This window comes from Leifsonia sp. McL0607 (assembly GCF_049993355.1).
Lineage (GTDB): Bacteria > Actinomycetota > Actinomycetes > Actinomycetales > Microbacteriaceae > Leifsonia.
Genome location: NZ_CP188253.1, coordinates 3,407,672 through 3,429,744, shown reverse-complemented (window position 1 = coordinate 3,429,744; position 22,073 = coordinate 3,407,672). Strand labels below are relative to the sequence as shown.

Sequence of the window (22,073 nt, the reverse complement as noted above, 5' to 3'; positions counted from 1 at the left end):
ACAGCCTCCTTGGACAACACTGCCTCAGTTGACGGCTTCGAACAGCGAGACGACGTCCGCCTCGGGGGTCGAGAGGGTCAGGGTCAACACCGGACGGCCGTGCTCGCCGAGCACGCTCGCGTCGCCGGCGGCCTGGGCCTGGATGAGCTGGCCGAAGGTGAACGGACGGTCCGGGATCTCCAGATCCTCCGGGGCTGCGGCCGTGATCTGCAGGAACACGCCGACGGCGGGGCCGCCCTTGTGGAACTGACCGGTCGAGTGCAGGAAGCGCGGGCCCCAGCCGAACGTGACGGGGCGGCCTGCCTTCGCGGCGAGCAGGTCGCGGATGCCCGCGAGCTGCGGGAGCGCGAGCCGGTCGACGTAGGCCTGCACAGCGACGTAGCCGTCCGGCCCGAGCTGGGCGAGGAGGGCGTCCACGGCGCCGTCAAGGGTCGACGCGGCGCCCAGCCAGCTTCGATCGGGGGAGGTGGCTCCCGTGGCGCGCACCTCCACACCGCCGACGGTGAACGCCGGCGCGGCGGGCTCGGGGCGGTTGTCGAGCAGCGCGCGCGCGGCGACCTTGGCGGCCTCCACGTCCGGCTGGTCGAACGGGTTGATGCCGAGCAGGCGCCCCGCGACCGCGGTGGCGTACTCCCAGACGATCAGCTGCGCGCCCAGGCTGCCGGAGACGAGGACCTCGCCCGCGTGCCGGTCGGCGGGGAACAGGTGGTGGGCCTCCGCGTTGGCGACGAGACGGACGACCTGCAGGTCGTCCGGCTTCGACGTCAGCTCGGGCGCGAGCGTGTCGAGCACGACGGGGAGGAGCCCGGTGCCCTGCTTGCCGGTCGACTCTGCGATCAGCTGCTCGGCCCAATCGGCGAACCCGACGATGTGGGTGCCGTCGGCGACGATGCCCAGCTTGTCCTTGAGCGGGTTGGTGCCGGCGATCGCGGCGCCGAGCACGAGGCCCGGGTTCGCGGCATTGTCGACGGCGAGCTCGATGAGCGTCGCCTCCGCCTCGTCGAGGAGCTCGGAGATGTTCACACCGGCGAGACCGGACGGGACGAGCCCGAACGCGGTGAGCGCCGAGTAGCGGCCGCCCACGTTGGGGTCGGCGTTGAACACGCGGTATCCCGCCTCGCGCGCCGACTGGTCCAGCGGCGAACCCGGGTCGGTGACGACGACGATGCGCTCGGCCGGGTCGATCCCGGCATCGCGGAACCACTTCTCGTACACGCGGCGCTGGCTGTCGGTCTCCAGAGTCGAGCCCGACTTGGAGGAGATGACGACCGCGGTGGCCTGCAGGCGGTCGCGGAGCGCGGACAGGACCTGACCGGGGTCGGTCGAGTCGAGCACCGTGAGCTCGGCCTCCGCCGTGCGCGTGATGACCTCGGGGGCGAGCGAGGAGCCGCCCATGCCGCCGAGGACGATGTGGTTCACGCCCTTGGCGTGCAGCTTCTTGCGCAGCTCGACGATCTCGGCGACCAGCGGCCGGGAGATCGCGACGGCTTCGGTCCAGCCGAGCCGCTTGGAGGCCTCCGCCTCGGCGTCGGGGCCCCAGAGAGCGGGGTCCTGTCCCGTGATGCCGGAGGCGACGTGGTCGGCCACGAGCTGCGGCACGACCGTCGCGACGGCCTGGGCCGCCGCGCCGGTCACGTGGATGCGGAAGGTCACTTGGCGGCCTCCAGCGCGTTGGTGACGGTCTCGACGAGCTCGTCCCACGAGACGTTGAACTTGTCGACGCCCTCGCGCTCGAGGGTGGCGGTCACGTCGTCGTAGTCGATGCCGAGGCCGGCCAGTGCGTCGAGCACGCCCTTCGCGTCGGCGTAGTTGCCGGTGACCGTGTCGCCGGCGATCTCGCCGTGGTTGAAGGTCGCCTCGAGGGTCTTCTCGGGCATCGTGTTGACGGTGTTCGGGGCGACGAGCTCGGTCACGTACAGCGTGTCGGGCAGGCTCGGGTCCTTGACGCCCGTGGAGGCCCAGAGCGGGCGCTGCTCGTTCGCGCCGGCGGCGACGAGGGCCTTGGCGCGGTCGGTGGCGAACTCCTGCTCGTAGAGCTCGTAGGCGAGGCGGGCGTTCGCGACGCCGGCCTTGCTCTTGAGCGCGAGCGCCTCATCGGTGCCGACGGCGGTCAGTCGCTTGTCGACCTCGGTGTCCACGCGGGACACGAAGAACGAGGCGACCGACTGGATGCCGGACAGGTCGATGCCAGCGGCCTTGGCCTTCTCGAGGCCGGTCAGGTACGCGTCGATGACCTGGCGGTAGCGCTCGAGGCTGAAGATCAGCGTCACGTTGACGCTGATGCCCGCGGCGATGGTCTCGGTGATGGCCTCCAGGCCCTCGACCGTCGCGGGGATCTTGATGAGCACGTTGGGCTTGTCCACCTTGGCGGCGAGCTTCTTGGCCTGCTCGATCGTGCCGTGCGCGTCGTGCGCGAGGCCGGGCTCGACCTCGATCGAGACACGGCCGTCGACGCCGTTGCTGGCCTCGAAGACCGCGTGGAAGATGTCGCTCGCGTCGGCGACGTCATCGGTCGTGATCTCGAAGATCGCCTCGTCGACCGGAGTGCCGGCCGCGGCGAGGGCCTTCACCTGGTCGGCGTAGGCCTCGCCCTTCGAGAGCGCTGTGGCGAAGATCGTCGGGTTGGTGGTCACGCCCACGACGTTGCGCTCGGCGATCAGCGCCTGGAGGCCGCCCGTCGCGATGCGCTCGCGCGAGAGGTCGTCCAGCCAGATGCTGACGCCGGCGGCCGAGAGGGCGGCCGTGGGGGAGGCGGTGGTGGAAGTGGTGTCGGTCATCGTGTTCTCTTCTTCTCTTCTTCCGTGCCCGCGCTCAGAGCGACGCGAGCGATTCCTTGGCTGCGGCGACGGCGTGCTCGGTGGTCATGCCGAACTCGCGGAACAGCGTCTTGTAGTCGGCCGACGCACCGAAGTGCTCGATCGAGACGCTGCGGCCGTGGTCGCCGACGATCTTGTCCCAGGCGAGCGCCAGGCCGGCCTCGATGGAGACGCGGGCCTTGAGGTCCGCCGGGAGCACCTTCTCCTGGTATGCGGCGTCCTGCTCGTGGAACCACTCGAGGCAGGGAGCCGAGACGACGCGCGCGTTGATGCCCTCGCCGCGGAGCACCTCGCGGGCCTCCAGCGCGATCTGCACCTCGGAGCCCGTGGCGATGAACAGCACGTCGGGTGTGCCGCCGGGGGCCTCGGCCAGGATGTACGCGCCCTTGGCGACGTTGGCGGCGGAAGCCAGCGTGTCGCCGGTGGCCTCGCCGTCGCCGCGCTCGAACACCGGGATGTTCTGGCGCGTCAGCGCGATGCCGGCCGGGCCGCCGCGGCGCTCGAGGATGGTCTTCCACGCGTGGGCGACCTCGTTGGCGTCGCCCGGGCGGACGACGTCGAGGTGCGGGATGGCGCGCAGCGTCGAGAGCTGCTCGATCGGCTGGTGCGTCGGGCCGTCCTCGCCGAGCGCGACAGAGTCGTGCGTCCACACGAAGATCGACGGCACCTGCATGAGAGCGGCCAGACGGATCGCCGGGCGCTGGTAGTCGCTGAAGATCAGGAACGTGCCGCCGAAGGCACGTGTCGGGCCGTGCAGCACGATGCCGTTCAGGATGGCGGCCATCGCGTGCTCGCGGATGCCGAAGTGCAGCACACGGCCGTACGGGTTGCCGGTCCACTCGTGCGTCGAGTGCTCGGTGGGAACGAACGAGGCGGCGCCGTCGATGGTGGTGTTGTTCGACTCGGCCAGGTCGGCCGAGCCTCCCCACAGCTCGGGCATGACACCGGCGATCGCGTTGATCACCTTGCCGCTGGCGGCGCGGGTCGAGACGTCCTTGCCGGGCTCGAAGACCGGAAGCGCGTCCGCGAGGCCCTCGGGGACCTCACCGGAGAGCAGGCGGTCGAGCAGCTGCTTGCGCTCGGGGTTGGCCGCGGCCCAGGCGTCGAAGCCCTTCTGCCACTCGGCATGCTCCTGCGCGCCGCGCTCGACGGCCTTGCGGGTGTGCTCGATGACGTCCTCGGCGACCTCGAAGGTCTGGTCGGGGTCGAAGTCGAGCACCTCCTTGACGGCGCGCAGCTCGTCGGCGCCCAGCGCCGAGCCGTGGATCTTGCCGGTGTTCTGCTTCTTCGGGGCCGGCCAGCCGATGATCGTCTTGAGGACGATGAGCGACGGCTTGTCGGTGACCTCCTGGGCGTTGACGATGGCCTGGTGCAGCTCCTGCACGTCCTCCTCGTAGACGCCGGTCTTCTTCCAGTCGACGACCTGCACGTGCCAGTGGTAGGCCTCGTAGCGCGCCTTGACGTCCTCGGTGAAGGCGATGTTGGTGTCGTCCTCGATGGAGATCTGGTTGGCGTCGTAGATCGCGATCAGGTTGCCGAGCTGCTGATGCCCGGCGAGGCTGGAGGCCTCGGAGCTGATGCCCTCCTGCAGGTCGCCGTCGCTGGCGATGACGTAGACGAAGTGGTCGAAGGGGCTGGTGCCCGGCGCGGCGTCCGGGTCGAACAGGCCGCGCTCGAAACGCTGGGCGTAGGCGAAGCCGACGGACGAGGAGATGCCCTGGCCAAGCGGGCCGGTCGTGATCTCGACGCCGTCGGTGTGGCGGTACTCCGGGTGACCCGGCGTGAGCGAGCCCCAGGTGCGCAGCGCTTTGAGATCGTCGAGCTCGAGGCCGTAGCCGCCGAGGTAGAGCTGGATGTACTGGGTCAGCGAGCTGTGGCCGGCCGACAGGACGAAGCGGTCGCGTCCGAGCCAGTGCTGGTCGTGCGGGTCGCGGCGCATCACCTTCTGGAACAGCAGGTATGCGGCGGGGGCGAGGCTCATCGCGGTGCCGGGATGCCCGTTGCCCACTTTCTCCACCGCATCGGCCGCGAGGACGCGCACCGTGTCTACTGCCTTGTTGTCAATGGGATCCCACTGCAGAGCTGCCACGTGAAAACTGACCCTTCGTAGAAAGTGGTGAGGGCCGTCTCTGGAACCCGCACCGGTTGAGGTAGTGCGCGCCGCGGACGTCATCGGCGCCGGTCGCGTTCTCCGTCACAGTCCTAACAAATGGAGGTCGGACGGAAGGGGCTCCGGCTGGCGAGCACCTCCAAGTATAGGTAACACGCACGAAACACGGGGTGTTCCTGCAGGTCGGTGCGCTACCAGGCGGCGCACAGGCGCGAAAGACAGGGGAACCGCGCCGGTGCCGTAGACTTGGCGTGGTCTGTAACAATCCGCACAGTCGCCGGGGACACCGTGTGACGCGGGTCAGGACACCCCGATTTCGAGCACTACGTTTTCGATCAACACCGAGGAGCAATGGACGTCGCCGTAGAGAGCCGTGTCGAGCCGGCGAGCCGCATCGGCGTCGCGCGCAAGGTCAAGGCGTACATCGCCCTCACCAAGCCCCGGGTCGTCGAGTTGCTCCTGGTGACGACCGTCCCGACGATGATCCTCGCCGCGAACGGCGTCCCGAATCTCTGGCTCGTGCTGGCCACCGTCGTGGGCGGCTACATGTCCGCGGGCTCGGCCGGCGCGTTCAACTGCTACATCGACCGCGACATCGACCGCGTGATGCGGCGCACCAAGAACCGCCCGCTGGTCACCGGCGAGCTGAGCGACCGCGAGGCGCTCGTCTTCGCGTGGGCGCTCGGCGCGGCCTCCGTTCTGGTGCTCGGCTTCTTCACGAACTGGTTGGCCGGCGCGCTGTCCGTCGGCGCCATCCTGCTCTACGTGGTCTTCTACACGCTGATCCTGAAGCGCCGTACCGCCCAGAACATCGTCTGGGGCGGCGTCGCCGGCTGCATGCCGGTGCTGATCGGCTGGGCCGCCGTCACCGGCTCGCTCGCCTGGCCGCCCGTCATCCTCTTCGGCATCATCTTCCTCTGGACGCCGCCGCACTACTGGCCGCTCTCGATGAAGTACCGCGAAGACTACAAGGAGGCCGGGGTGCCCATGCTGGCCGTGGTGCGCGGGCGCACGGTCGTCGGCCTGCAGGTCATCCTTTACGCGTGGGCGATGGTCGCCTGCTCGCTGCTGCTCATCCCGATCGGCCACATGGGCCTGGTCTACGCGGCGGTCGCGATCGGGGCGGGCGGCTGGTTCCTGTACGAGTCGCACCGGCTCTACAACCTCGCGATCCGGCACGAGCGCGTCTCGCCGATGCGCGTCTTCCACGGCTCCATCGCCTACCTGACCCTCATCTTCCTCGCCGTCGCGATCGATCCGCTGCTTCCGTTCTAAGCCCCACGCCAGGGTCCGCTGCTACCGTTCTGAGCGTGCAGGCGCTGAGGACGGCGCGGCTCGTGCTCGACACGCCGCGGGAGACCGACATCCCCGCCGTCTTCGCAGCCTGCAGCGATCCCGAGATCCTGCGCTGGATTCCTCTTCCGGAGCCGTACACGCGCGAGAGCGCGGAATTCTTCGTGCGCTCGTACGTCCCGCACGGATTGGCCAGCGGACGCTTCACGGTGTGGGGAATCCGCGAGAGTGAGACGAGTCCGCTGATCGGCGTCGTCGAGGTCCGGCGCGATGACGCTCCCGGGGCGGCCTCCCTGGGCTGCTGGCTCACACCGGCCGCTCGGAGAGGGGGGGTGATGACGGAGGCGCTGACCGCAGTGTGTGCGCATGCGCTCGACCCTGAGGGGCTCGGTTTCGAACGGCTGCACTGGGAGTACCTGCCGGGCAATGAGGTGAGCAGGAGGTTGGCCGAGGCAGTCGGCTTCGACTTCTCGGGCGTCGAACCGCATACGATCGACTTCCGCGGAGAGCAGCGGCAGTCGCTGAGGGGGGAACTAAGCCGCGACGGACTCCGCGGCTGAGCCCGCTGCGACCTCGTTGCGTGGGGCCGGGGCCTTCAACGACAGGATGACCGCGGTCATGGATGCGGCCAGCGTGGCCGCCAGCATCATGTGGATGCCGACGAGGATGCCGGGCAGTCCGGTGTTCGACTGGATGAGGCCGACTGCGATCTGCACCAGCTCGACCGCGAGCAGGAGCAGCGTGAAGCGGTGCACCGGTGTGGTGCGGATGCGCCAGCCTCCGATCACCAGCACGAGGGTCAGCGCGAACGTCACGTAGGCCGGGATCGCGTGCACGTGCTCGAGGATCTCCGGGTTGAGCCCGTTGCGCGGCGCATTCGCGTCTCCTGCGTGCGGACCCGACCCTGTGGTGAGGATCCCGAACACGATGGTGAGCGCCACGAAGAAGCTGGTGAGGTGCGCGACGCCGGCGTACCAGCCGGGCACGGCGCGGACGCGTGGTCCGGGCACCGCGTAGACCCGGACGACGAAGGCGGTGCACAGGGCGACCAGCACGATCGACACGATGAAGTGGAGGCCGACGACGTAGGGGTTCAGTCCGCTCCAGACGGAGATGCCGCCGATGACGGCCTGGGCCGGGATGGCGAGGCCCGCGAGCAGCGTCAGCCAGAAGAGGTCCTTGCGTTCTGTGCGAAGTCGCAGGATCGCGATGAACGCGATGATCGCCACCACGCCCAAGCCGGCACTGAGGACACGGTTGCCGAACTCGATGAAGCCGTGGATGCCCATCTCGGGTGTGTTCACGACCGAGTCGGCCGTGCACTTCGGCCAGGTCGGGCAGCCGAGCCCCGAGGAGGTCAGCCGGACGAGGCCTCCGGTGCCGACCAGGACGATCTGGCCCACGAGATAGACCCAGGCGATGACCTTCAGCCGCACGTCGACACGGTCGGGCAGCCACGCGATGATGCGCTTCATAGTTCCTGAATTCCTCAGTTTTCGTTCGATACTCGGCCAACCTGCAGGCGCGCCTCTACTATTACCGCTCCGCACCTGTAGAATTGGTGGGTTCGAGAAACGCGCGACTGTGCGCGTGTCCGCCGGTGTTTCCTCGCCGGCGGCCGGGGCACTGTCGCCCATGTTCCCGATCATTTTAGGTACGCACTGTGTTTGTACGCAGCAAAGCCACCCGCACAATCAGGACGCTCTCGGCGCCGGGCAGCCGCACGCCGCGAGGGGAATGAGCCGGACTGATATCCGGTTGAGAGTGGTAAGAAACGAGGTAGATATGTCAGACATCCTGATCGACCGGCCAGAACTCGCGAGCCTCGGGCAGTACGAGTTCGGTTGGGCGGACTCCGACGCGGCGGGAGCGTCCGCGCGTCGTGGACTCGGACCCGAGGTGGTGAAAGACATCTCCGCGCTCAAGAACGAGCCAGAGTGGATGCTGCAGCGTCGTCTCAAGGCGCTCCAGCTCTTCGAGCGCAAGCCCATGCCCACCTGGGGCGCCGATCTCTCCGAGATCGACTTCGACAACATCAAGTACTTCGTCCGCTCCACCGAGAAGCAGGCCCAGAGCTGGGAGGACCTGCCGGAGGACATCCGCAACACATACGAGAAGCTCGGCATCCCCGAGGCGGAGCGTCAGCGTCTCGTCGCAGGCGTGGCAGCCCAGTACGAGTCCGAGGTGGTCTATCACCAGATCCGTGAAGACCTCGAGCAGCAGGGCGTGATCTTCCTCGACACCGACACCGCGCTGCGCGAGCACCCAGAGGTCTTCGAGGAGTACTTCGGCACGGTCATCCCGGCCGGCGACAACAAGTTCGCCGCGCTGAACACCGCCGTGTGGTCCGGAGGCTCGTTCGTGTACGTGCCCAAGGGTGTGCACGTCGAGATCCCGCTCCAGGCCTACTTCCGCATCAACACGGAGAACATGGGCCAGTTCGAGCGCACGCTCATCATCGCCGACGAGGACAGCTACGTGCACTACATCGAGGGCTGCACGGCGCCGATCTACAAGTCCGACTCGCTGCACTCCGCGGTCGTCGAGATCATCGTCAAGAAGAACGCCCGCGTGCGTTACACGACCATCCAGAACTGGTCGAACAACGTCTACAACCTCGTGACCAAGCGCGCGACCGCCGCCGAGGGCGCGACCATGGAGTGGATCGACGGCAACATCGGCTCCAAGGTGACGATGAAGTACCCGTCGATCTACCTGATGGGGGAGCACGCCAAGGGCGAGACCCTCTCGGTCGCCTTCGCCGGGCCCGGTCAGCATCAGGACGCCGGCGCGAAGATGATTCACATGGCGCCGTACACGCAGTCGTCGATCGTCTCGAAGTCGATCGCGCGCGGCGGAGGCCGTGCCGGCTACCGCGGTGAGGTGCGGGTGGACGCGAACGCGCATCACGCCGCCAACACGGTCCGCTGCGACGCCCTCCTGGTCGACACCATCTCACGGTCCGACACCTACCCGTCGATCGACATCCGCGTCGACGACGTGCAGCTCGGCCACGAGGCGACCGTCTCGCGCGTGAGCGAGGAGCAGCTCTTCTACCTGATGTCCCGGGGGCTCCCGGAGGACGAGGCCATGGCGATGATCGTCCGCGGCTTCATCGAGCCGATCGCTCGCGAGCTCCCGATGGAATACGCACTCGAACTCAACAAGCTCATCGAGATGGGCATGGAAGGCTCTGTCGGCTGATATGACGACCCCCAGTACCCCGACGCCCTCTGCCACCCTGCCGCAGAACCCGCAGAAGACAGAGGCCGCGCCGGCTCCTACGCACCTGCGCGCGCCCGTGCCCATCCAGACCCGCTCCGAACGGTTCACCTCCACTGAGGTCACCGACTTCCCCGAGGTCACCGGCCGCGAGGTCATGTGGAAGCACACGCCCGTCGCTCGGCTCGCCGAGCTGATCTCCGGCGAGCTGGACGGCTCCCCGTACGTGTTCGACCTGACCGCCGCTCCCGGCGTGACCGCCTCGTGGGTCGGCCGTGACGACGCCCGCGTCGGCGCCGCCGGCATCCCGGAGGACCGCGCGTCCGCCAACGCCTGGACGAACTTCGAGCAGGCCTTGCTCGTGTCCGTCACGGGCGACGACGTCAAGGAGGCCACGCTGACCCGCGCCGCCCTCGGTGGCCCAGCCCGCGCGGCGCACACGGTCGTGGAGGTCGCCGCCGACGCCCGCGCGACGCTCATCCTGCAGAACAGCGGCGCGGCCCACCTTTCCGAGAACGTCGAGTTCCTGCTCGGCGCCGGGGCGGACCTCACGGTCGTTTCGGTGCAGGAGTGGGACGACGACGCGCTGCACGTGTCCGCCCACTTCGCCGAGCTGGCCGAGGGCGCACGCCTCAAGCACGTCGTCGTCACGCTCGGCGGCGGTGTCGTGCGGCTCAACCCGTCGGCGCACCTCGCCGGCGCCCGTGCCGACGCCCAGCTGCTGGGCGCCTACTTCGCCGACGCCTCGCAGCACCTCGAGCAGCAGGTGTACGTGCACCACGAGGGCCCCGAGACCCGCAGCCGTGTCACCTACAAGGGCGCGCTGCAGGGCGAGGGCGCGCGCACGGTGTGGATCGGCGACGTGCTCATCGGCCCGAAGGCTGTCGGGACCGACACCTACGAGCAGAACCGCAACCTCGTGCTCACCGACGGCGCCCGCGCCGACTCGGTGCCGAACCTCGAGATCGAGACCGGCGACATCGTCGGAGCCGGCCACGCGAGTGCGACCGGACGCTTCGACGACGAGCAGCTGTTCTACCTGCAGTCGCGCGGCATCCCCGAAGAGGAGGCGCGCCGCCTGGTCGTGCGCGGATTCCTCTTCGAGATCGTGCAGCAGATCGGCTCGCCCGCTCTGCAGGAGCGCCTACAGACGGCCATCGAGGCCGAGCTCGCGGTGTCCGTCACGGCGGCGAGCTGATGGCGGGAACCCGCGTCGCGTCCGTGGCCGAGCTCATCGAGAACCAGGCGACCCGTGTGGTCGTCGACGGCGTCCCGATCGCCGTCGTGAAGGACTCGGCGGGCGACATCCACGCGATCGGCGACACCTGCACGCACGGCGAGATCTCGCTGTCCGAAGGCTTCATCGAGGGGGAGACGCTCGAGTGCTGGGCGCACGGCTCCCAGTTCTCCCTCATCACCGGCAAGCCGCTCAACCTCCCGGCCTACGAGCCGGTCCCCGTCTTCCAGGTCGAGGTCATCGACGAAGACGTGTACATCGACCCGACCGCCACGAAAGAGATTCAGTAAGCACATGTCAGTCCTCGAGATCCGCGACCTGCACGTCACCGTCGAGACGGACCAGGGCACCAAGCCCATCCTCAACGGTGTCGACCTGACCATCCACGAGGGTGAGATCCACGCCATCATGGGCCCCAACGGCTCGGGCAAGTCCACCCTCGCCTACACGATCGCCGGCCACCCGAAGTACACGGTCACCCGTGGCACCATCACGCTCGACGGCGAGGACGTCCTCGCGATGACCGTCGATGAGCGCGCCCGCGCCGGCCTCTTCCTCGCGATGCAGTACCCGGTGGAGATCCCCGGTGTCACCAACACCAACTTCCTCCGCACGGCGAAGACTGCGATCGACGGTCAGGCGCCCGCCATCCGCACCTGGGTGAAGGACGTTCGCGATTCCATGGGCCAGCTGCGCATGGACTCCTCGTTCGCCGAGCGCAACGTCAACGAGGGCTTCTCGGGTGGCGAGAAGAAGCGCAACGAGATCCTCCAGCTCGAACTGCTGAAGCCGAGGTTCGCGGTGCTCGACGAGACCGACTCCGGCCTCGACGTCGACGCGCTCAAGGTGGTCTCGGAGGGCGTCAATCGCGCCAAGGCGAACACCGGCCTCGGCATCCTCCTCATCACGCACTACACGCGCATCCTGCGCTACATCGAGCCGGACTTCGTGCACGTCTTCGTCGCGGGCCGGGTGGCCGAGGAGGGCGGGCCGGAGCTCGCCGAACGCCTGGAAGAGGAGGGCTACGACCGCTTCGTCGACGCCCCGGAGCCCGCCAAGGCCGACGCGGTCGACCTGGCCGAGGCATAAGGGCGCGGAGGTAGAATCTCGATATGCCCGCCACGCTGAGTCCGGCGCTCTTCGACGAGGTCGAAGAGGCGCTGAAGAACGTCATGGACCCCGAACTCGGGATCAATGTCGTCGACCTGGGCCTCATCTACGACCTGGCCTGGGATGAGGAGAACAACGCCCTCATCATCTCGATGACGCTCACGAGCGCCGGGTGCCCGCTCACCGACGTGCTCGAGGAGCAGACCGCCGAGAGTCTCGACGGCATCGTCGAAGCCTTCCGCATCAACTGGGTGTGGATGCCGCCGTGGGGTCCCGAGCGGATCACCGACGACGGCCGCGACATGATGCGCGCCCTCGGCTTCGCCATCTAGCGAACCCATCGATTGGTCCCGACACGCCGCCTCCGGCACTGGAGCGGCAGTGTGTCGGGACCACTCGTTTGCCATTCACGAACGTAAGGAACACCACTGTGCTCGCCGTGCACGATCTCGAACTCCGCGTGGGAGCGCGCCTGCTGATGGAGGATGTCAGCTTCCGCGTGGCCGACGGCGACAAGATCGGGCTCGTCGGCCGCAACGGCGCGGGCAAGACGACGCTCACCAAGGTGCTCGCCGGCGACCTCCTGCCGACGGCGGGCAAGGTGGACCGCTCTGGCGAGCTGGGTTACCTCCCGCAGGACCCCCGGTCGGGCAACCTCGACGACCTCGCGCGCACGCGCATCCTGGACGCCCGTGGGCTCGGCACGATCGTTCTCGGCATGCAGAAGGCCACGCACGACATGGCCAGCGACGACCCTGCCGTCTCGGCCGCCGCGATGAAGGCCTACGGCCGCCTGGAGGAGCGCTTCCACCTGCTCGGCGGGTACGCCGCCGAGGCGGAGGCCGCGTCGATCGCGTCCAACCTGAACCTCCCCGACCGCATCCTCGACCAGCCGCTGAAGACCCTGTCGGGCGGTCAGCGTCGTCGCATCGAGCTCGCGCGCATCCTGTTCTCGGACGCGCGCACGATGATCCTCGACGAGCCGACGAACCACCTCGACGCCGACTCCGTCGTCTGGCTGCGCGACTTTCTCAAGAGCTACTCCGGCGGCTTCATCGTGATCTCGCACGACGTGGAGCTCGTCGGCGAGACGGTCAACCGGGTCTTCTATCTCGACGCCAACCGCCAGGCGATCGACATCTACAACATGGGCTGGAAGAACTACCAGCGCCAGCGGGCGGCCGACGAGGAGCGGCGCAAGAAGGAGCGCGCGAACGCCGAGAAGAAGGCGACCGCCCTCCAGCTCCAGGCGGCCAGGTTCGGTGCCAAGGCGACCAAGGCGGCGGCCGCGCACCAGATGGTGGCGCGCGCCGAGAAGCTGCTCGCCGGCCTCGACGAGGTGCGTCAGGTCGACCGCGTTGCCAAGCTGCGGTTCCCGACGCCCGCCCCGTGCGGCAGGACCCCGCTGCAGGCGTCCGACCTGTCGAAGAGCTACGGCTCGCTCGAGATCTTCACGGCGGTCGACCTCGCCATCGACCGCGGATCGAAGGTCGTGGTGCTCGGGCTCAACGGCGCGGGCAAGACCACGCTGCTGCGGATGCTCGCGGGCGTCGATCAGCCCGACACCGGCGGGGTCGAGCCGGGCCACGGCCTCCGGATCGGCTACTACGCGCAGGAGCACGAGACCATCGACGTCGAGCGCTCGGTTCTGCAGAACATGGTGTCGTCCTCGCCGTCGCTGACCGAGACCGAGGCCCGCAAGGTGCTGGGCTCGTTCCTGTTCACGGGCGACGATGCGCACAAACCGGCCGGGGTGCTTTCGGGCGGCGAGAAGACGCGACTGGCGCTGGCGATGATCGTCGTGTCGGGCGCGAATGTGCTGCTGCTCGACGAGCCGACCAACAACCTCGACCCGGCGAGCCGTGAGGAGATCTTGGACGCGCTGGCGCACTACGAGGGCGCCGTCGTGCTGGTGAGCCACGACGAGGGCGCGGTGGAGGCGCTGAACCCCGAGCGTGTCCTCATCCTCCCCGACGGCGTCGAGGACCACTGGAACAGGGACTACCTCGAGCTGATCTCGCTCGCCTGACGGCCGACATTCTCGGCGAATGTCTCCTCCGACCGCGTCGAACGCGGCATTCGGCGCGAATGTGTCGTGAACTCAGCGACCGGCGTCGAGGAGTTCGTCCTCGACGTCGTCGTCGGTGCGCTTCGCGGCCCGGCGGCGCGCGCGCTCAGCGGCGCGGGCCTTCTCTGCGGGGTCGTGCTCGTTGCGCTTGCGGTACTCGGTGCGCAGCGCGTAGCCCAGGCCGAAGAAGCCGATGAGGGCGAAGATGATCCACTGGATCATGTACGACCAGTGCAGCCCTTCGTCCTGCGTGGGCGGGACCGTGACGGTCGGCGTCGGAGCGCTCGCCGGGCGCGGCTTCTGCGAGTCCAGAAGCCCGTAGGCGCCGGTGTAGACGTCGGCGCCGCCGAGCTTCTGCTGGACGACGGAGAGCTGGATGGTGCCCACCTGCATCCCGACCCCCGTGCGGCCCTGGATGGTGGGCTCGCTGGCCTTCAGGCGCGCGACGACGGTGACTGTTCCGGAGGGCGCCGGAGGCACGTGGTCGGGCGCGTCGGTGTTGTTGCCGGTCGGCACCCAGCCGCGGTCGACGATGAAGAGCGAGCCGTCGGCGGTGCGCAGGGGAGTGAGCACTTCGAAGCCTGGGCTCCCGTTGAAGGGGCGGTTGCGCGCCAGCAGCTCCTTGTCCTTCTCGTAGGTTCCGGTCACGGTCACGCGGGTCCACTCCTGCTTCGGCGAGTACGCCGTCAACGACGGCAGCTCATCGGCGAGCGGCACGGGGTGCGAGGAGAAGTTCTGGGAGACGAGGGCGTTGGCGGCCGCGGCCTCCTTGCTGCGAGCGAGCTGCCAGTTGGAGAGGAAGCCGCAGGCGATGGCGAAGACGATCGCGAACGCGAGGTAGCCCAGCCAGCGCCGGGAGAACGCGAAGCCCCACCCGCCGGCAGGTTGCGCGACGTTCTCGGTGCTGCCCGGCTGCCCCTCAGCGTCGGCGCCGGGCTGCCGCGTGCGCTCGGTCGCGGTCACGCGCTGGTCCTCTCGCCATGATCGTCCGCGAGGGCGACGACGGCCACCGGGAACTCGCGTGCCGTCAGGAACTCGCGCAGGAAGCCCACGTGCTCGTCGCACGCCAACCACACCTTGATGCGGTCGGCCGTGTGGATGCGCGGATTGCGCCACTCGATGCGCCATGAGGCTGTGTCGCGGCAGCCGGCACGCGAGCAGGTGAGCGGGTCGGGTTCGCCCAGTCCGATCACTCGTCCTCCCGTCGGTCGCCGTGCTCTCCGGACGGAGGACGTGTCACCGGAAGGATATTGCCCGGACGCTGTGCTTCAGCTTCATGCGGCTCGGCTCCGACGTTGGCGATCACCACCGCGAAGTACGGCAGGAAGATCGCTCCGACGAGCGGGATCGCCGCCCACGGCCACCCCACGATGAGAGCGACGATCAGACAGACGATGCGGACCCCCATGGCGACGGAGTACTTGATCATCCGGCGCTTTCGCTCCTCGTCCGGGGAGAGCGGGAGATTCGTGATGGACGGGCGTGTCTGCTTCATGTGCGTTGTCTCAAGAGTACGTCCATAAACTGGTACCCGGCCCGCTGGGGGTCGATTCGTCGAAAGGACCGCCTCTATGACCACGCCCCGCACCGTTCTCGTCACCGGAGGCAATCGCGGCATCGGCTTCGCAATCGCCGAGGAGTTCCTCGCACAAGGACACCGCGTGGCGGTCACCGCACGCTCCGGCGAGGGGCCGGCGGGCGCTCTCACCGTGCGCGCCGACGTCACGGACGCGGCGTCGGTCGACGCGGCGTTCAGTCAGGTGGAGGCCGAGCTCGGCCCGGTCGAGGTGGTCGTGGCGAACGCGGGCATCACCAGGGACACCCTGCTCATGCGCATGAGCGACGAGGAGTTCGACTCGGTCGTCGAGACGAACCTGGGCGGTGCGTTCCGCGTGGTGAAGCGTGCCTCCAAGGGCATGCTGAAGGCGCGCTGGGGCCGCATCGTGCTCATCTCGAGCGTGGCCGGCCTGTACGGCTCAGCCGGTCAGGTGAACTACGCGGCAAGCAAGTCCGGCCTCGTCGGCATGGCGCGCTCGATCACGCGCGAACTCGGCGCCCGCGGCATCACCGCCAACGTGGTCGCACCCGGCTTAATCGAGACCGACATGACGGCCGTGCTGCCCGAGGCGCAGCAGGCCGAGTACAAGAAGAGCATCCCCGCCGGTCGGTTCGCGTCGCCGAACGAGGTCGCGCGCGTCGTGACGTGGGTGGCGGGCGACGACGCGGGCTACGTGTCCGGTGCGGTGATCCCGGTCGACGGCGGTCTGGGGATGGGGCACTAGGCGTCTCGGCGGCCTTTCCGGTACTGACCCCGCCCAGCCGGAGTCCGCAACTCCGGGGATCCCGCCCCTCGCGGATTCAATCTCCGGAGCAACGGCGCGTTCCCGGCGAGTCGCAGACGAATGTCCGTTCGTACGGAACTCGTGGTCGGGCGAGCGGCGTGTCGTTCGTCCGTACGGAGATCGCGCGGGCGTCGGGCTCGATCTCCGAAAGTTGCTTACGGCCGGTCCTGTCGATGGCCCGTTTGGAGCACTGGCGCGCGGTCAGCGCGCTCAGCCGCGGAGGCCGAGCAGCGGCAGGATCTGCGCGAGGTCCTGCCGATCGATCACCAGGTCGGCCTCCGCGCGGACGCGCGGCTTGGCGTTGAAGGCCACCGCCAGGCCGGCCTCCGCCATCATCCGGAGGTCGTTGGCGCCGTCGCCGATCGCGATCGTCTGCCGCAGGTGCACGCCGCACTCCGCGGCCCAGAACAGCAGAGCCTGCGCTTTCGCGGCGGCGTCGACGACGGGGCCGTCGACCTCGCCGGTCAGCACGCCGTCGCTCACGACGAGCCGGTTGGCGCGCCAGTGATCGAGGCCGAGCCGTTCGCCGAGTGGGTCGAGCAGCTCGTGGAAGCCTCCCGACACGACGCCGACTTCGCCGCCTGCTGCCTGCACGCCCGCGATCAGTTCAGGGACGCCGTCGGTCACGCGGATGCGCTCGCCGACGCGCTCGAAGACCGCGATCGGCAAGCCGACGAGGGTGCGCACGCGCTCGCGGAGGCTCTCCTCGAAGTCCAGCTCGCCGCACATGGCGCGCTCCGTGATGTCGGCCACCTCGGTGCGGCTGCCGGCCTCCTCGGCCAGCAGCTCGATGACCTCGTCATGGATCAGGGTGGAGTCCGCGTCGAGGACGACGAGGAACCGGGCGGCCCGTTCGGAGGGACGGGAGCCGTCGTGGGGGTATCCGGCGCTCATGGGACGACGTGCACGCCCTTGCCGACGACCGTGATGCCGGACTCGGTGACCGTGAACCCGCGCGCGCGGTCGCGGTCGGGGTCGACGCCGATGCGGGCGCCCTCCGCCACGATGACGTCTTTGTCGAGGATCGCCCTGCCGACGAAGGCGTTGGGCTCGATGACCGCGCGCTCGAAGACGACGGAGTCGACGACCTTGGCTCCGGAGTTCACCGTGGCCCACGGGCCGAGCACGCTGCGCTCCAGGTGGGCGCCCGAGATCACGGAACCGAGCGAGACGATCGAGTCGATCGTCGTTCCGAGCGCTCCGCGTCCGTCGCGCACGATCTTCGCCGGAGGTGAGTTGAGCACCTGGCTGAAGATCGGCCACTTCCGGTTGTACAGGTTGAAGACGGGCAGAGTCGAGATGAGGTCCTGATGGGCCTCGAAGAAGGAGTCGATCGTTCCCACGTCACGCCAGTAGTAGCGGTCGCGGTCGGTCGATCCCGGCACATCGTTGTTGTTGAAGTCGTAGACGCCGGCCTCGCCGCGCGCCACGAAGTCGGGGATGATGTCGCCGCCCATGTCGTGGTTGGAGTCGGGCCGGTCGCCGTCGCGCACGACCGCGTCGATGAGCGCATCGGCGTCGAAGACGTAGTTGCCCATGGAGGCGAGCACCTCGACGGGGGAGTCGGGGAGCCCGATCGGATCCTTCGGCTTCTCGCGGAACGCCGCGATGCGCGAGGTGTCCTGCCTGTCGACCTCGATCACGCCGAACTGGTCGGCCAGCGAGATGGGCTGGCGGATCGCCGCGACGGTCGCCGCGGCGCCGGAGTCGATGTGCGCCTGCAGCATCTGGCCGAAGTCCATGCGGTAGACGTGGTCGGCGCCGACCACCACCACGATGTCGGGCCGTTCGTCGCGCAGCAGGTTGAGGCTCTGGAGGATGGCGTCGGCCGAGCCGCTGAACCAGCGCTTGCCGAGTCTCTGCTGCGCGGGCACCGACGCGATGTACGAGTTCAGCATGCCGTCGAGGCGCCAGGTCTGCGAGACGTGCCGGTCGAGGCTGTGCGACTTGTACTGGGTGAGGACGACGATCTGCCGCAGCTGCGAGTTGATCAGGTTCGACAGGGCGAAGTCGATGAGGCGGTACTGCCCGCCGAACGGCACCGCCGGCTTGGCGCGGTCCGCGGTCAACGGCATCAACCGCTTGCCCTCCCCACCCGCGAGGACGATGCCGAAGATCTTCTTGCCTGCTGCCATAGCCACCACAGTAGAGGCAACCGGAGGGCTGTACTAGCGTTCTCGACATGCGCGTTGATCTTCTGACCAAGGAGTACCCGCCGGACATCTACGGCGGCGCCGGGGTGCACGTCACCGAGCTGGTGAGAGCTCTCAGAACGGATACTGAAGTACGTGTGCGCTGCTTCGGCGAGCCGCGCGACGAGGCCGACACGTTCGCCTACCGGGTGCCGGCGGAGCTCGCCGCTGCGAACGGCTCGATCAGCACGCTCGGCGTCGACCTCCAGATGGCGCAGGACTGCGGCGGAGCGGATGTGGTGCACTCGCACACGTGGTACGGCAACGCCGGAGGCCATCTCGCGAAGCTCCTCCACGGCGTGCCGCACGTGGTCACCGCGCACAGTCTCGAGCCGCTGCGGCCGTGGAAGGCCGAGCAGCTCGGCGGCGGCTACCGCGTCTCCAGCTGGATCGAGAAGACCGCCTTCGAGGCGGCGGACACCGTGATCGCCGTGAGCGACGGGATGCGCCGCGACATCCTCGCCTCCTATCCGTCGCTCGACCCGCAGAAGGTCACCGTCGTCTACAACGGCATCGACCTGGAGCGCTGGACGCCGCTGCACGATGGCGACAAGGCGCGCGCTCTCGGCATCGACCCCGACCGGCCCTCCGTCATCTTCGTCGGCCGGATCACGCGCCAGAAGGGCCTGCCCTACCTGTTGCGCGCGGCGCGGCTGCTCCCTCCGGAGGTGCAGGTGATCCTGTGCGCCGGCGCGCCGGACACGCCGGAGATCCTCGCCGAGGTGACGGGGCTGGTGGCCGGGCTGAAGGCCGAGCGCGACGGCGTCGTGTGGATCGACCGGCTGCTGCCGAACGACGAGCTGCGGGCCGCGCTGACGGCCTCCACCGTGTTCGTGTGCCCGTCGGTCTACGAGCCGCTCGGCATCGTGAACCTGGAGGCGATGGCGTGCGGGCTCCCCGTCGTCGGAACGGCGACGGGCGGCATCCCCGAGGTCATCGTCGACGGCGTCACCGGTCGGTTGGTGCCGATCGAGCAACTGCAGGACGGCACGGGCACGCCCACCGACCCCGACGCGTTCGTCCGTGACCTGGCGGCGGCACTGACGGAGGTCGTGAGCGATCCCGAACGTGCGGCGCGCATGGGCGCGGCCGGTCGCGACCGTGCTGAGAGCGAGTTCAGCTGGACGGCCATCGCTGAGCAGACCCGCGCGATCTACCGGTCGTTGGCGTCCTCCTGACGCCGGTAGGCTAGGCAGCATGGCAGGCAGTGTTCTCCGACTTCACGACGTGTCCGTTGTCCGGGACGGCAACCCCGTCCTCCAAGGCGTCGACTGGACGGTGGAGCCGGACGAGCGCTGGGTGATCCTCGGCGCCAACGGCGCGGGCAAGACGACGATGCTGCAGATCGCTGCGGCGGCCCTTCACCCGTCGTCGGGGGAGGCCGTGGTGCTCGGCGAGACCGTCGGCCACAGCGACCTGGCCGAGCTGCGCCCGCTGCTCGGCTTCGCCTCCACGGCGCTCGCCCGCCGCATCCCGCGCACCGAGCGTGTGCTCGACGTCGTGATGACCGCGGCGTACGCCGTGACCGGCCGCTGGAACGAGCTTTACGAGGAGATCGACGAGCGCCGCGCCCGCCGCGTGCTCGCGGAGTGGCGCCTCAAGCACCTCGCGGAGCGCACGTTCGGCAGTCTGAGCGACGGCGAGCAGAAACGCGTCCAGATCGCCCGCTCGGTCATGACCGACCCGGAGATCCTACTGCTCGACGAGCCGGCGGCCAGCCTCGATCTCGGCGGTCGCGAGGAGCTCGTACAGCTCCTCGGCGGCTACGCGAGCGACCCTAAGTCCCCGGCGATCGTGATGGTCACCCATCACGTCGAGGAGATCCCGGTCGGTTTCAACCGCGCGCTGCTGCTGAAAGGCGGCCGGATCACCGCGCAGGGCGCGATCGAGGAGGTCCTGACGAGCGAGTCGCTCAGCGAGACGTTCGGAATCGATGTCGAGCTCGCGGAGACCGAGGGGCGGTATACCGCCCGGGCGCGTCAGGCATCAGGGGACTGACACATCTGCTAAACTCGATAGCTGGTTCTCCCTCAGTGAGTCCGTTCTGCGGCAGGTGCGAACCGAAAAGCTTCCCCGTCATCGCGCTATCGCGCGCAGACACGACCGACCGAACACTACGCAACAAGGAAGTCCTCATGAAGACTGGCATCCACCCCGACTACGCCCCCGTGGTTTTCCGCGACCTGGCCTCGGGTGCGACGTTCCTGACCCGCTCCACTGTGACCAGCGAGAAGACGATCGAGTGGGAGGACGGCAAGACGTACCCCGTCATCGACGTCGAGATCTCGTCCGAGTCGCACCCGTTCTACACGGGCAAGCAGCGCATCCTCGACTCCGCTGGTCGCGTCGAGAAGTTCAACACACGCTACAAGAACTTCGGCAAGTAAGCCGCAACGAAGAAGACCCCGCCCCGAATGAACTGGTCCCCAGAAGTTGGACTGGCCAAGTGAGAGTTTAAGGGGCTAAGCCGCGAGGGCCTGGGTCCGGTATTGCACCGGGCTCAGGCCCTTCAGCGTTGAGTGGCCTCGCTCGGTGTTGAACCAGACGATGTAGTCGTCGATCGCCGCGGTGAGGGCCTCGACGGTGAGGAACGTGGTGTTGCAGTAGAGCTCGTCCTTCAGATGTCCGAAGAAGCTCTCCATCACGGCGTTGTCGAGGCAGTTGCCCTTGCGGGACATGGACTGGTGTGCCCGGTCCCCCAGGAGCTTCTGCCAGGAGACGTGCTGATACTGGAAGCCTTGATCGGAGTGGACGATCGGCTTCTCGCCCGTCTTCGACCGCGTCAGCGCCTGCCGCAGTGAGCTGTTGGTCAGCTCGAGGTTCGGGGAGGTCCCGACGGTGTGGCCGATGATCTCCCGCCCGAACAGGTCCATCACCGTCGAGAGGTAGACCTTGCGGTCCCCGACACGGAACTCGGTCACGTCGGTGACCCACTTCTGGTTCGGCCCGGTGGTAGTGAAGTCCCGTTTGAGCAGGTTCGGGGCGATCTTGCCGACCTTGCCCTTGAACGAGTCGTAGCGCTTGCGTCGGCGGATCTCGCAACGCAGCCCGAGCTGGCGCATCAGCTTCAGCACCGTCTTCTTCGCGACGTCCCAGCCGTGCTTGCGCAGCTCATCGCGGATGCGGCGATGACCGTAACGGCCTGCGAACCGATCGAAGATCCGCCGGATCTCCGCTTTCAGCTTCGCATGCCCGTCCTCGGTGTCGCGCCTGGCCTGGTGGTAGAAGAACGTCGACCGCGGCAGGTTGGCGATCTTCAGCAGCGTGGTGAGGGAGTGCTCGGCCTTGAGGGCGACAACGGTGTTCACCTTGTCCGTCGTTTCTGATCCATCAAGGCCCGCAATTATCCCAGATACGCGTTCTCCGCCCGCAGATACGCGACCTCACGCCGCAGCCGCTCCACCTCGGATTCGTCCTCCGGAGGAGGCGCATCGGGCTTGCGTGGCCTTCCCTTCGGCTTCGGACGCAACGCGTCGGCCCCCTCACGGCGATACGCGCGAGCCCACGTCTTCAACAGCGCGGGCGAGGACAAACCCGCCTCCGCCGCGAGGTCGGGAGCTGGCTCGCCAGCGAGGAACCGCTCCACCAGTGCCAGCATGAACTCGAACGAGTACGACGGTTTCGCAGACTTTGCCACCAGCGCTCCTCGGCCGCGCAGCTTCCAACGTTGATAGAGACGCCTG

Annotated in this window: 23 protein-coding genes; 12 read left to right on the top strand and 11 right to left on the bottom strand. The window is 68.4% G+C overall.

The features are described from left to right. Positions 1 to 24: 24 nt before the first annotated feature. Genes ACPPVW_RS16570 through tkt form a run of 3 tightly spaced genes read right to left on the bottom strand, consistent with a single transcriptional unit; the run spans position 25 to position 4,905 of the window. Positions 25 to 1,653 carry a glucose-6-phosphate isomerase gene (locus ACPPVW_RS16570; RefSeq protein ID WP_426624165.1) on the bottom strand — a complete coding sequence of 543 codons (1,629 nt, stop codon included), beginning with the start codon at positions 1,651 to 1,653 and terminating at the stop codon, positions 25 to 27. Next, complete coding sequence (gene tal / locus ACPPVW_RS16565) at positions 1,650 to 2,777, bottom strand: transaldolase (RefSeq protein ID WP_426624164.1); 1,128 nt, start codon at positions 2,775 to 2,777, stop codon at positions 1,650 to 1,652. The genes ACPPVW_RS16570 and tal overlap by 4 nt, the downstream gene beginning before the upstream one ends. Before the next feature lie 34 nt (positions 2,778 to 2,811). Further along, on the bottom strand, positions 2,812 to 4,905 hold the full coding sequence (gene tkt, locus ACPPVW_RS16560; RefSeq protein WP_426624163.1) for a transketolase: 2,094 nt from the start codon (positions 4,903 to 4,905) through the stop codon (positions 2,812 to 2,814). 372 nt (positions 4,906 to 5,277) lie between these two features. Between tkt and ACPPVW_RS16555 the strand changes: the two genes are divergently transcribed. Beyond that, on the top strand, positions 5,278 to 6,201 hold the full coding sequence (locus ACPPVW_RS16555; RefSeq protein ID WP_426624162.1) for a heme o synthase: 924 nt from the start codon (positions 5,278 to 5,280) through the stop codon (positions 6,199 to 6,201). Positions 6,202 to 6,236: 35 nt separating this feature from the next. Beyond that, a complete protein-coding gene (locus ACPPVW_RS16550; protein WP_426624161.1) occupies positions 6,237 to 6,779 on the top strand; it encodes a GNAT family N-acetyltransferase in 543 nt (180 codons plus the stop codon). Here ACPPVW_RS16550 and ACPPVW_RS16545 read toward each other — a convergent pair. Continuing rightward, positions 6,753 to 7,694 (bottom strand): COX15/CtaA family protein, encoded by a 942-nt coding sequence (locus tag ACPPVW_RS16545; protein ID WP_426624160.1) that lies wholly within the window; start codon positions 7,692 to 7,694, stop codon positions 6,753 to 6,755. The genes ACPPVW_RS16550 and ACPPVW_RS16545 overlap by 27 nt on opposite strands. Positions 7,695 to 8,004: 310 nt before the next feature. Here ACPPVW_RS16545 and sufB point away from each other — a divergent pair, with 310 nt between their 5' ends. From sufB to ACPPVW_RS16515, 6 genes are all read left to right on the top strand, one after another. Next, complete coding sequence (gene sufB / locus ACPPVW_RS16540) at positions 8,005 to 9,423, top strand: Fe-S cluster assembly protein SufB (RefSeq protein ID WP_426624159.1); 1,419 nt, start codon at positions 8,005 to 8,007, stop codon at positions 9,421 to 9,423. A gap of 1 nt (position 9,424) precedes the next feature. After that, positions 9,425 to 10,639: a Fe-S cluster assembly protein SufD gene (gene sufD, locus ACPPVW_RS16535; RefSeq protein WP_426624158.1), complete on the top strand. Its 1,215-nt coding sequence runs from the start codon at positions 9,425 to 9,427 to the stop codon at positions 10,637 to 10,639. Further along, positions 10,639 to 10,968: a non-heme iron oxygenase ferredoxin subunit gene (locus ACPPVW_RS16530; RefSeq protein ID WP_426624157.1), complete on the top strand. Its 330-nt coding sequence runs from the start codon at positions 10,639 to 10,641 to the stop codon at positions 10,966 to 10,968. Before sufD ends, ACPPVW_RS16530 begins: the two co-directional genes overlap by 1 nt. A 4-nt stretch (positions 10,969 to 10,972) precedes the next feature. Continuing rightward, positions 10,973 to 11,767 (top strand): Fe-S cluster assembly ATPase SufC, encoded by a 795-nt coding sequence (sufC, locus tag ACPPVW_RS16525; protein WP_426624156.1) that lies wholly within the window; start codon positions 10,973 to 10,975, stop codon positions 11,765 to 11,767. 23 nt (positions 11,768 to 11,790) lie between these two features. Beyond that, positions 11,791 to 12,120 (top strand): metal-sulfur cluster assembly factor, encoded by a 330-nt coding sequence (locus ACPPVW_RS16520; RefSeq protein ID WP_055916008.1) that lies wholly within the window; start codon positions 11,791 to 11,793, stop codon positions 12,118 to 12,120. A 98-nt stretch (positions 12,121 to 12,218) separates the two neighbouring features. Then, positions 12,219 to 13,817, top strand: a complete 1,599-nt coding sequence (locus ACPPVW_RS16515) for an ABC-F family ATP-binding cassette domain-containing protein (RefSeq protein ID WP_426624155.1) — start codon at positions 12,219 to 12,221, stop codon at positions 13,815 to 13,817. A 72-nt stretch (positions 13,818 to 13,889) separates the two neighbouring features. Here ACPPVW_RS16515 and ACPPVW_RS16510 read toward each other — a convergent pair whose 3' ends face one another. From ACPPVW_RS16510 to ACPPVW_RS16500, 3 genes are read right to left on the bottom strand one after another with little or no spacing between them, the layout of a single operon-like run. After that, positions 13,890 to 14,819, bottom strand: a complete 930-nt coding sequence (locus ACPPVW_RS16510; RefSeq protein WP_426624154.1) for an SURF1 family protein — start codon at positions 14,817 to 14,819, stop codon at positions 13,890 to 13,892. Then, on the bottom strand, positions 14,816 to 15,049 hold the full coding sequence (locus tag ACPPVW_RS16505) for a hypothetical protein (RefSeq protein WP_426624153.1): 234 nt from the start codon (positions 15,047 to 15,049) through the stop codon (positions 14,816 to 14,818). Before ACPPVW_RS16505 ends, ACPPVW_RS16510 begins: the two co-directional genes overlap by 4 nt. After that, positions 15,046 to 15,351 (bottom strand): DUF3099 domain-containing protein, encoded by a 306-nt coding sequence (locus ACPPVW_RS16500; RefSeq protein ID WP_426624152.1) that lies wholly within the window; start codon positions 15,349 to 15,351, stop codon positions 15,046 to 15,048. The genes ACPPVW_RS16505 and ACPPVW_RS16500 overlap by 4 nt, the downstream gene beginning before the upstream one ends. 76 nt (positions 15,352 to 15,427) lie before the next feature. On the opposite strand from ACPPVW_RS16500, the gene fabG reads away from it, so the two are divergent. Further along, positions 15,428 to 16,138, top strand: coding sequence for a 3-oxoacyl-ACP reductase FabG (gene fabG, locus ACPPVW_RS16495; RefSeq protein ID WP_426624151.1), 711 nt, complete (start codon positions 15,428 to 15,430; stop codon positions 16,136 to 16,138). 270 nt (positions 16,139 to 16,408) lie between these two features. On the opposite strand, the gene serB is transcribed toward fabG, so the two are convergent. Together serB and glgC are read right to left on the bottom strand one after the other, a co-directional pair. After that, positions 16,409 to 17,092, bottom strand: a complete 684-nt coding sequence (gene serB / locus ACPPVW_RS16490) for a phosphoserine phosphatase SerB (RefSeq protein ID WP_426624150.1) — start codon at positions 17,090 to 17,092, stop codon at positions 16,409 to 16,411. After that, positions 17,089 to 18,333 (bottom strand): glucose-1-phosphate adenylyltransferase, encoded by a 1,245-nt coding sequence (gene glgC / locus ACPPVW_RS16485; protein WP_426624149.1) that lies wholly within the window; start codon positions 18,331 to 18,333, stop codon positions 17,089 to 17,091. Before glgC ends, serB begins: the two co-directional genes overlap by 4 nt. A gap of 47 nt (positions 18,334 to 18,380) precedes the next feature. Here glgC and glgA point away from each other — a divergent pair, with 47 nt between their 5' ends. The 3 genes from glgA to ACPPVW_RS16470 all read left to right on the top strand — a co-directional run bounded on the left by glgA (position 18,381) and on the right by ACPPVW_RS16470 (position 20,777). Further along, positions 18,381 to 19,568, top strand: coding sequence for a glycogen synthase (glgA, locus tag ACPPVW_RS16480; protein WP_426624148.1), 1,188 nt, complete (start codon positions 18,381 to 18,383; stop codon positions 19,566 to 19,568). A 19-nt stretch (positions 19,569 to 19,587) separates the two neighbouring features. Continuing rightward, positions 19,588 to 20,388, top strand: a complete 801-nt coding sequence (locus ACPPVW_RS16475; protein WP_426624147.1) for an ABC transporter ATP-binding protein — start codon at positions 19,588 to 19,590, stop codon at positions 20,386 to 20,388. A gap of 137 nt (positions 20,389 to 20,525) precedes the next feature. Continuing rightward, on the top strand, positions 20,526 to 20,777 hold the full coding sequence (locus ACPPVW_RS16470; protein WP_426624146.1) for a type B 50S ribosomal protein L31: 252 nt from the start codon (positions 20,526 to 20,528) through the stop codon (positions 20,775 to 20,777). A 75-nt stretch (positions 20,778 to 20,852) separates the two neighbouring features. Here the strand turns inward: ACPPVW_RS16470 and ACPPVW_RS16465 are convergent, their stop codons facing one another. Both ACPPVW_RS16465 and ACPPVW_RS16460 read right to left on the bottom strand, forming a co-directional pair. Further along, entirely contained in the window at positions 20,853 to 21,698 is an 846-nt protein-coding gene (locus ACPPVW_RS16465; protein ID WP_426624145.1) for an IS3 family transposase, read from the bottom strand. 35 nt (positions 21,699 to 21,733) lie between these two features. Next, positions 21,734 to 22,027 (bottom strand): transposase, encoded by a 294-nt coding sequence (locus ACPPVW_RS16460; RefSeq protein WP_426624144.1) that lies wholly within the window; start codon positions 22,025 to 22,027, stop codon positions 21,734 to 21,736. Positions 22,028 to 22,073: the final 46 nt, after the last annotated feature.

Coding starts and splice junctions, on each gene's coding strand:
- tal (WP_426624164.1), bottom strand. CDS start 2,777: ATGACCGACACCACTTCCACCACCGCCTCCCCCACGGCCGCCCTCTCG.
- ACPPVW_RS16555 (WP_426624162.1), top strand. CDS start 5,278: ATGGACGTCGCCGTAGAGAGCCGTGTCGAGCCGGCGAGCCGCATCGGC.
- ACPPVW_RS16545 (WP_426624160.1), bottom strand. CDS start 7,694: ATGAAGCGCATCATCGCGTGGCTGCCCGACCGTGTCGACGTGCGGCTG.
- sufB (WP_426624159.1), top strand. CDS start 8,005: ATGTCAGACATCCTGATCGACCGGCCAGAACTCGCGAGCCTCGGGCAG.
- sufD (WP_426624158.1), top strand. CDS start 9,425: ATGACGACCCCCAGTACCCCGACGCCCTCTGCCACCCTGCCGCAGAAC.
- ACPPVW_RS16530 (WP_426624157.1), top strand. CDS start 10,639: ATGGCGGGAACCCGCGTCGCGTCCGTGGCCGAGCTCATCGAGAACCAG.
- sufC (WP_426624156.1), top strand. CDS start 10,973: ATGTCAGTCCTCGAGATCCGCGACCTGCACGTCACCGTCGAGACGGAC.
- ACPPVW_RS16520 (WP_055916008.1), top strand. CDS start 11,791: ATGCCCGCCACGCTGAGTCCGGCGCTCTTCGACGAGGTCGAAGAGGCG.
- ACPPVW_RS16500 (WP_426624152.1), bottom strand. CDS start 15,351: ATGAAGCAGACACGCCCGTCCATCACGAATCTCCCGCTCTCCCCGGAC.
- fabG (WP_426624151.1), top strand. CDS start 15,428: ATGACCACGCCCCGCACCGTTCTCGTCACCGGAGGCAATCGCGGCATC.
- serB (WP_426624150.1), bottom strand. CDS start 17,092: ATGAGCGCCGGATACCCCCACGACGGCTCCCGTCCCTCCGAACGGGCC.
- glgC (WP_426624149.1), bottom strand. CDS start 18,333: ATGGCAGCAGGCAAGAAGATCTTCGGCATCGTCCTCGCGGGTGGGGAG.
- glgA (WP_426624148.1), top strand. CDS start 18,381: ATGCGCGTTGATCTTCTGACCAAGGAGTACCCGCCGGACATCTACGGC.
- ACPPVW_RS16475 (WP_426624147.1), top strand. CDS start 19,588: ATGGCAGGCAGTGTTCTCCGACTTCACGACGTGTCCGTTGTCCGGGAC.
- ACPPVW_RS16470 (WP_426624146.1), top strand. CDS start 20,526: ATGAAGACTGGCATCCACCCCGACTACGCCCCCGTGGTTTTCCGCGAC.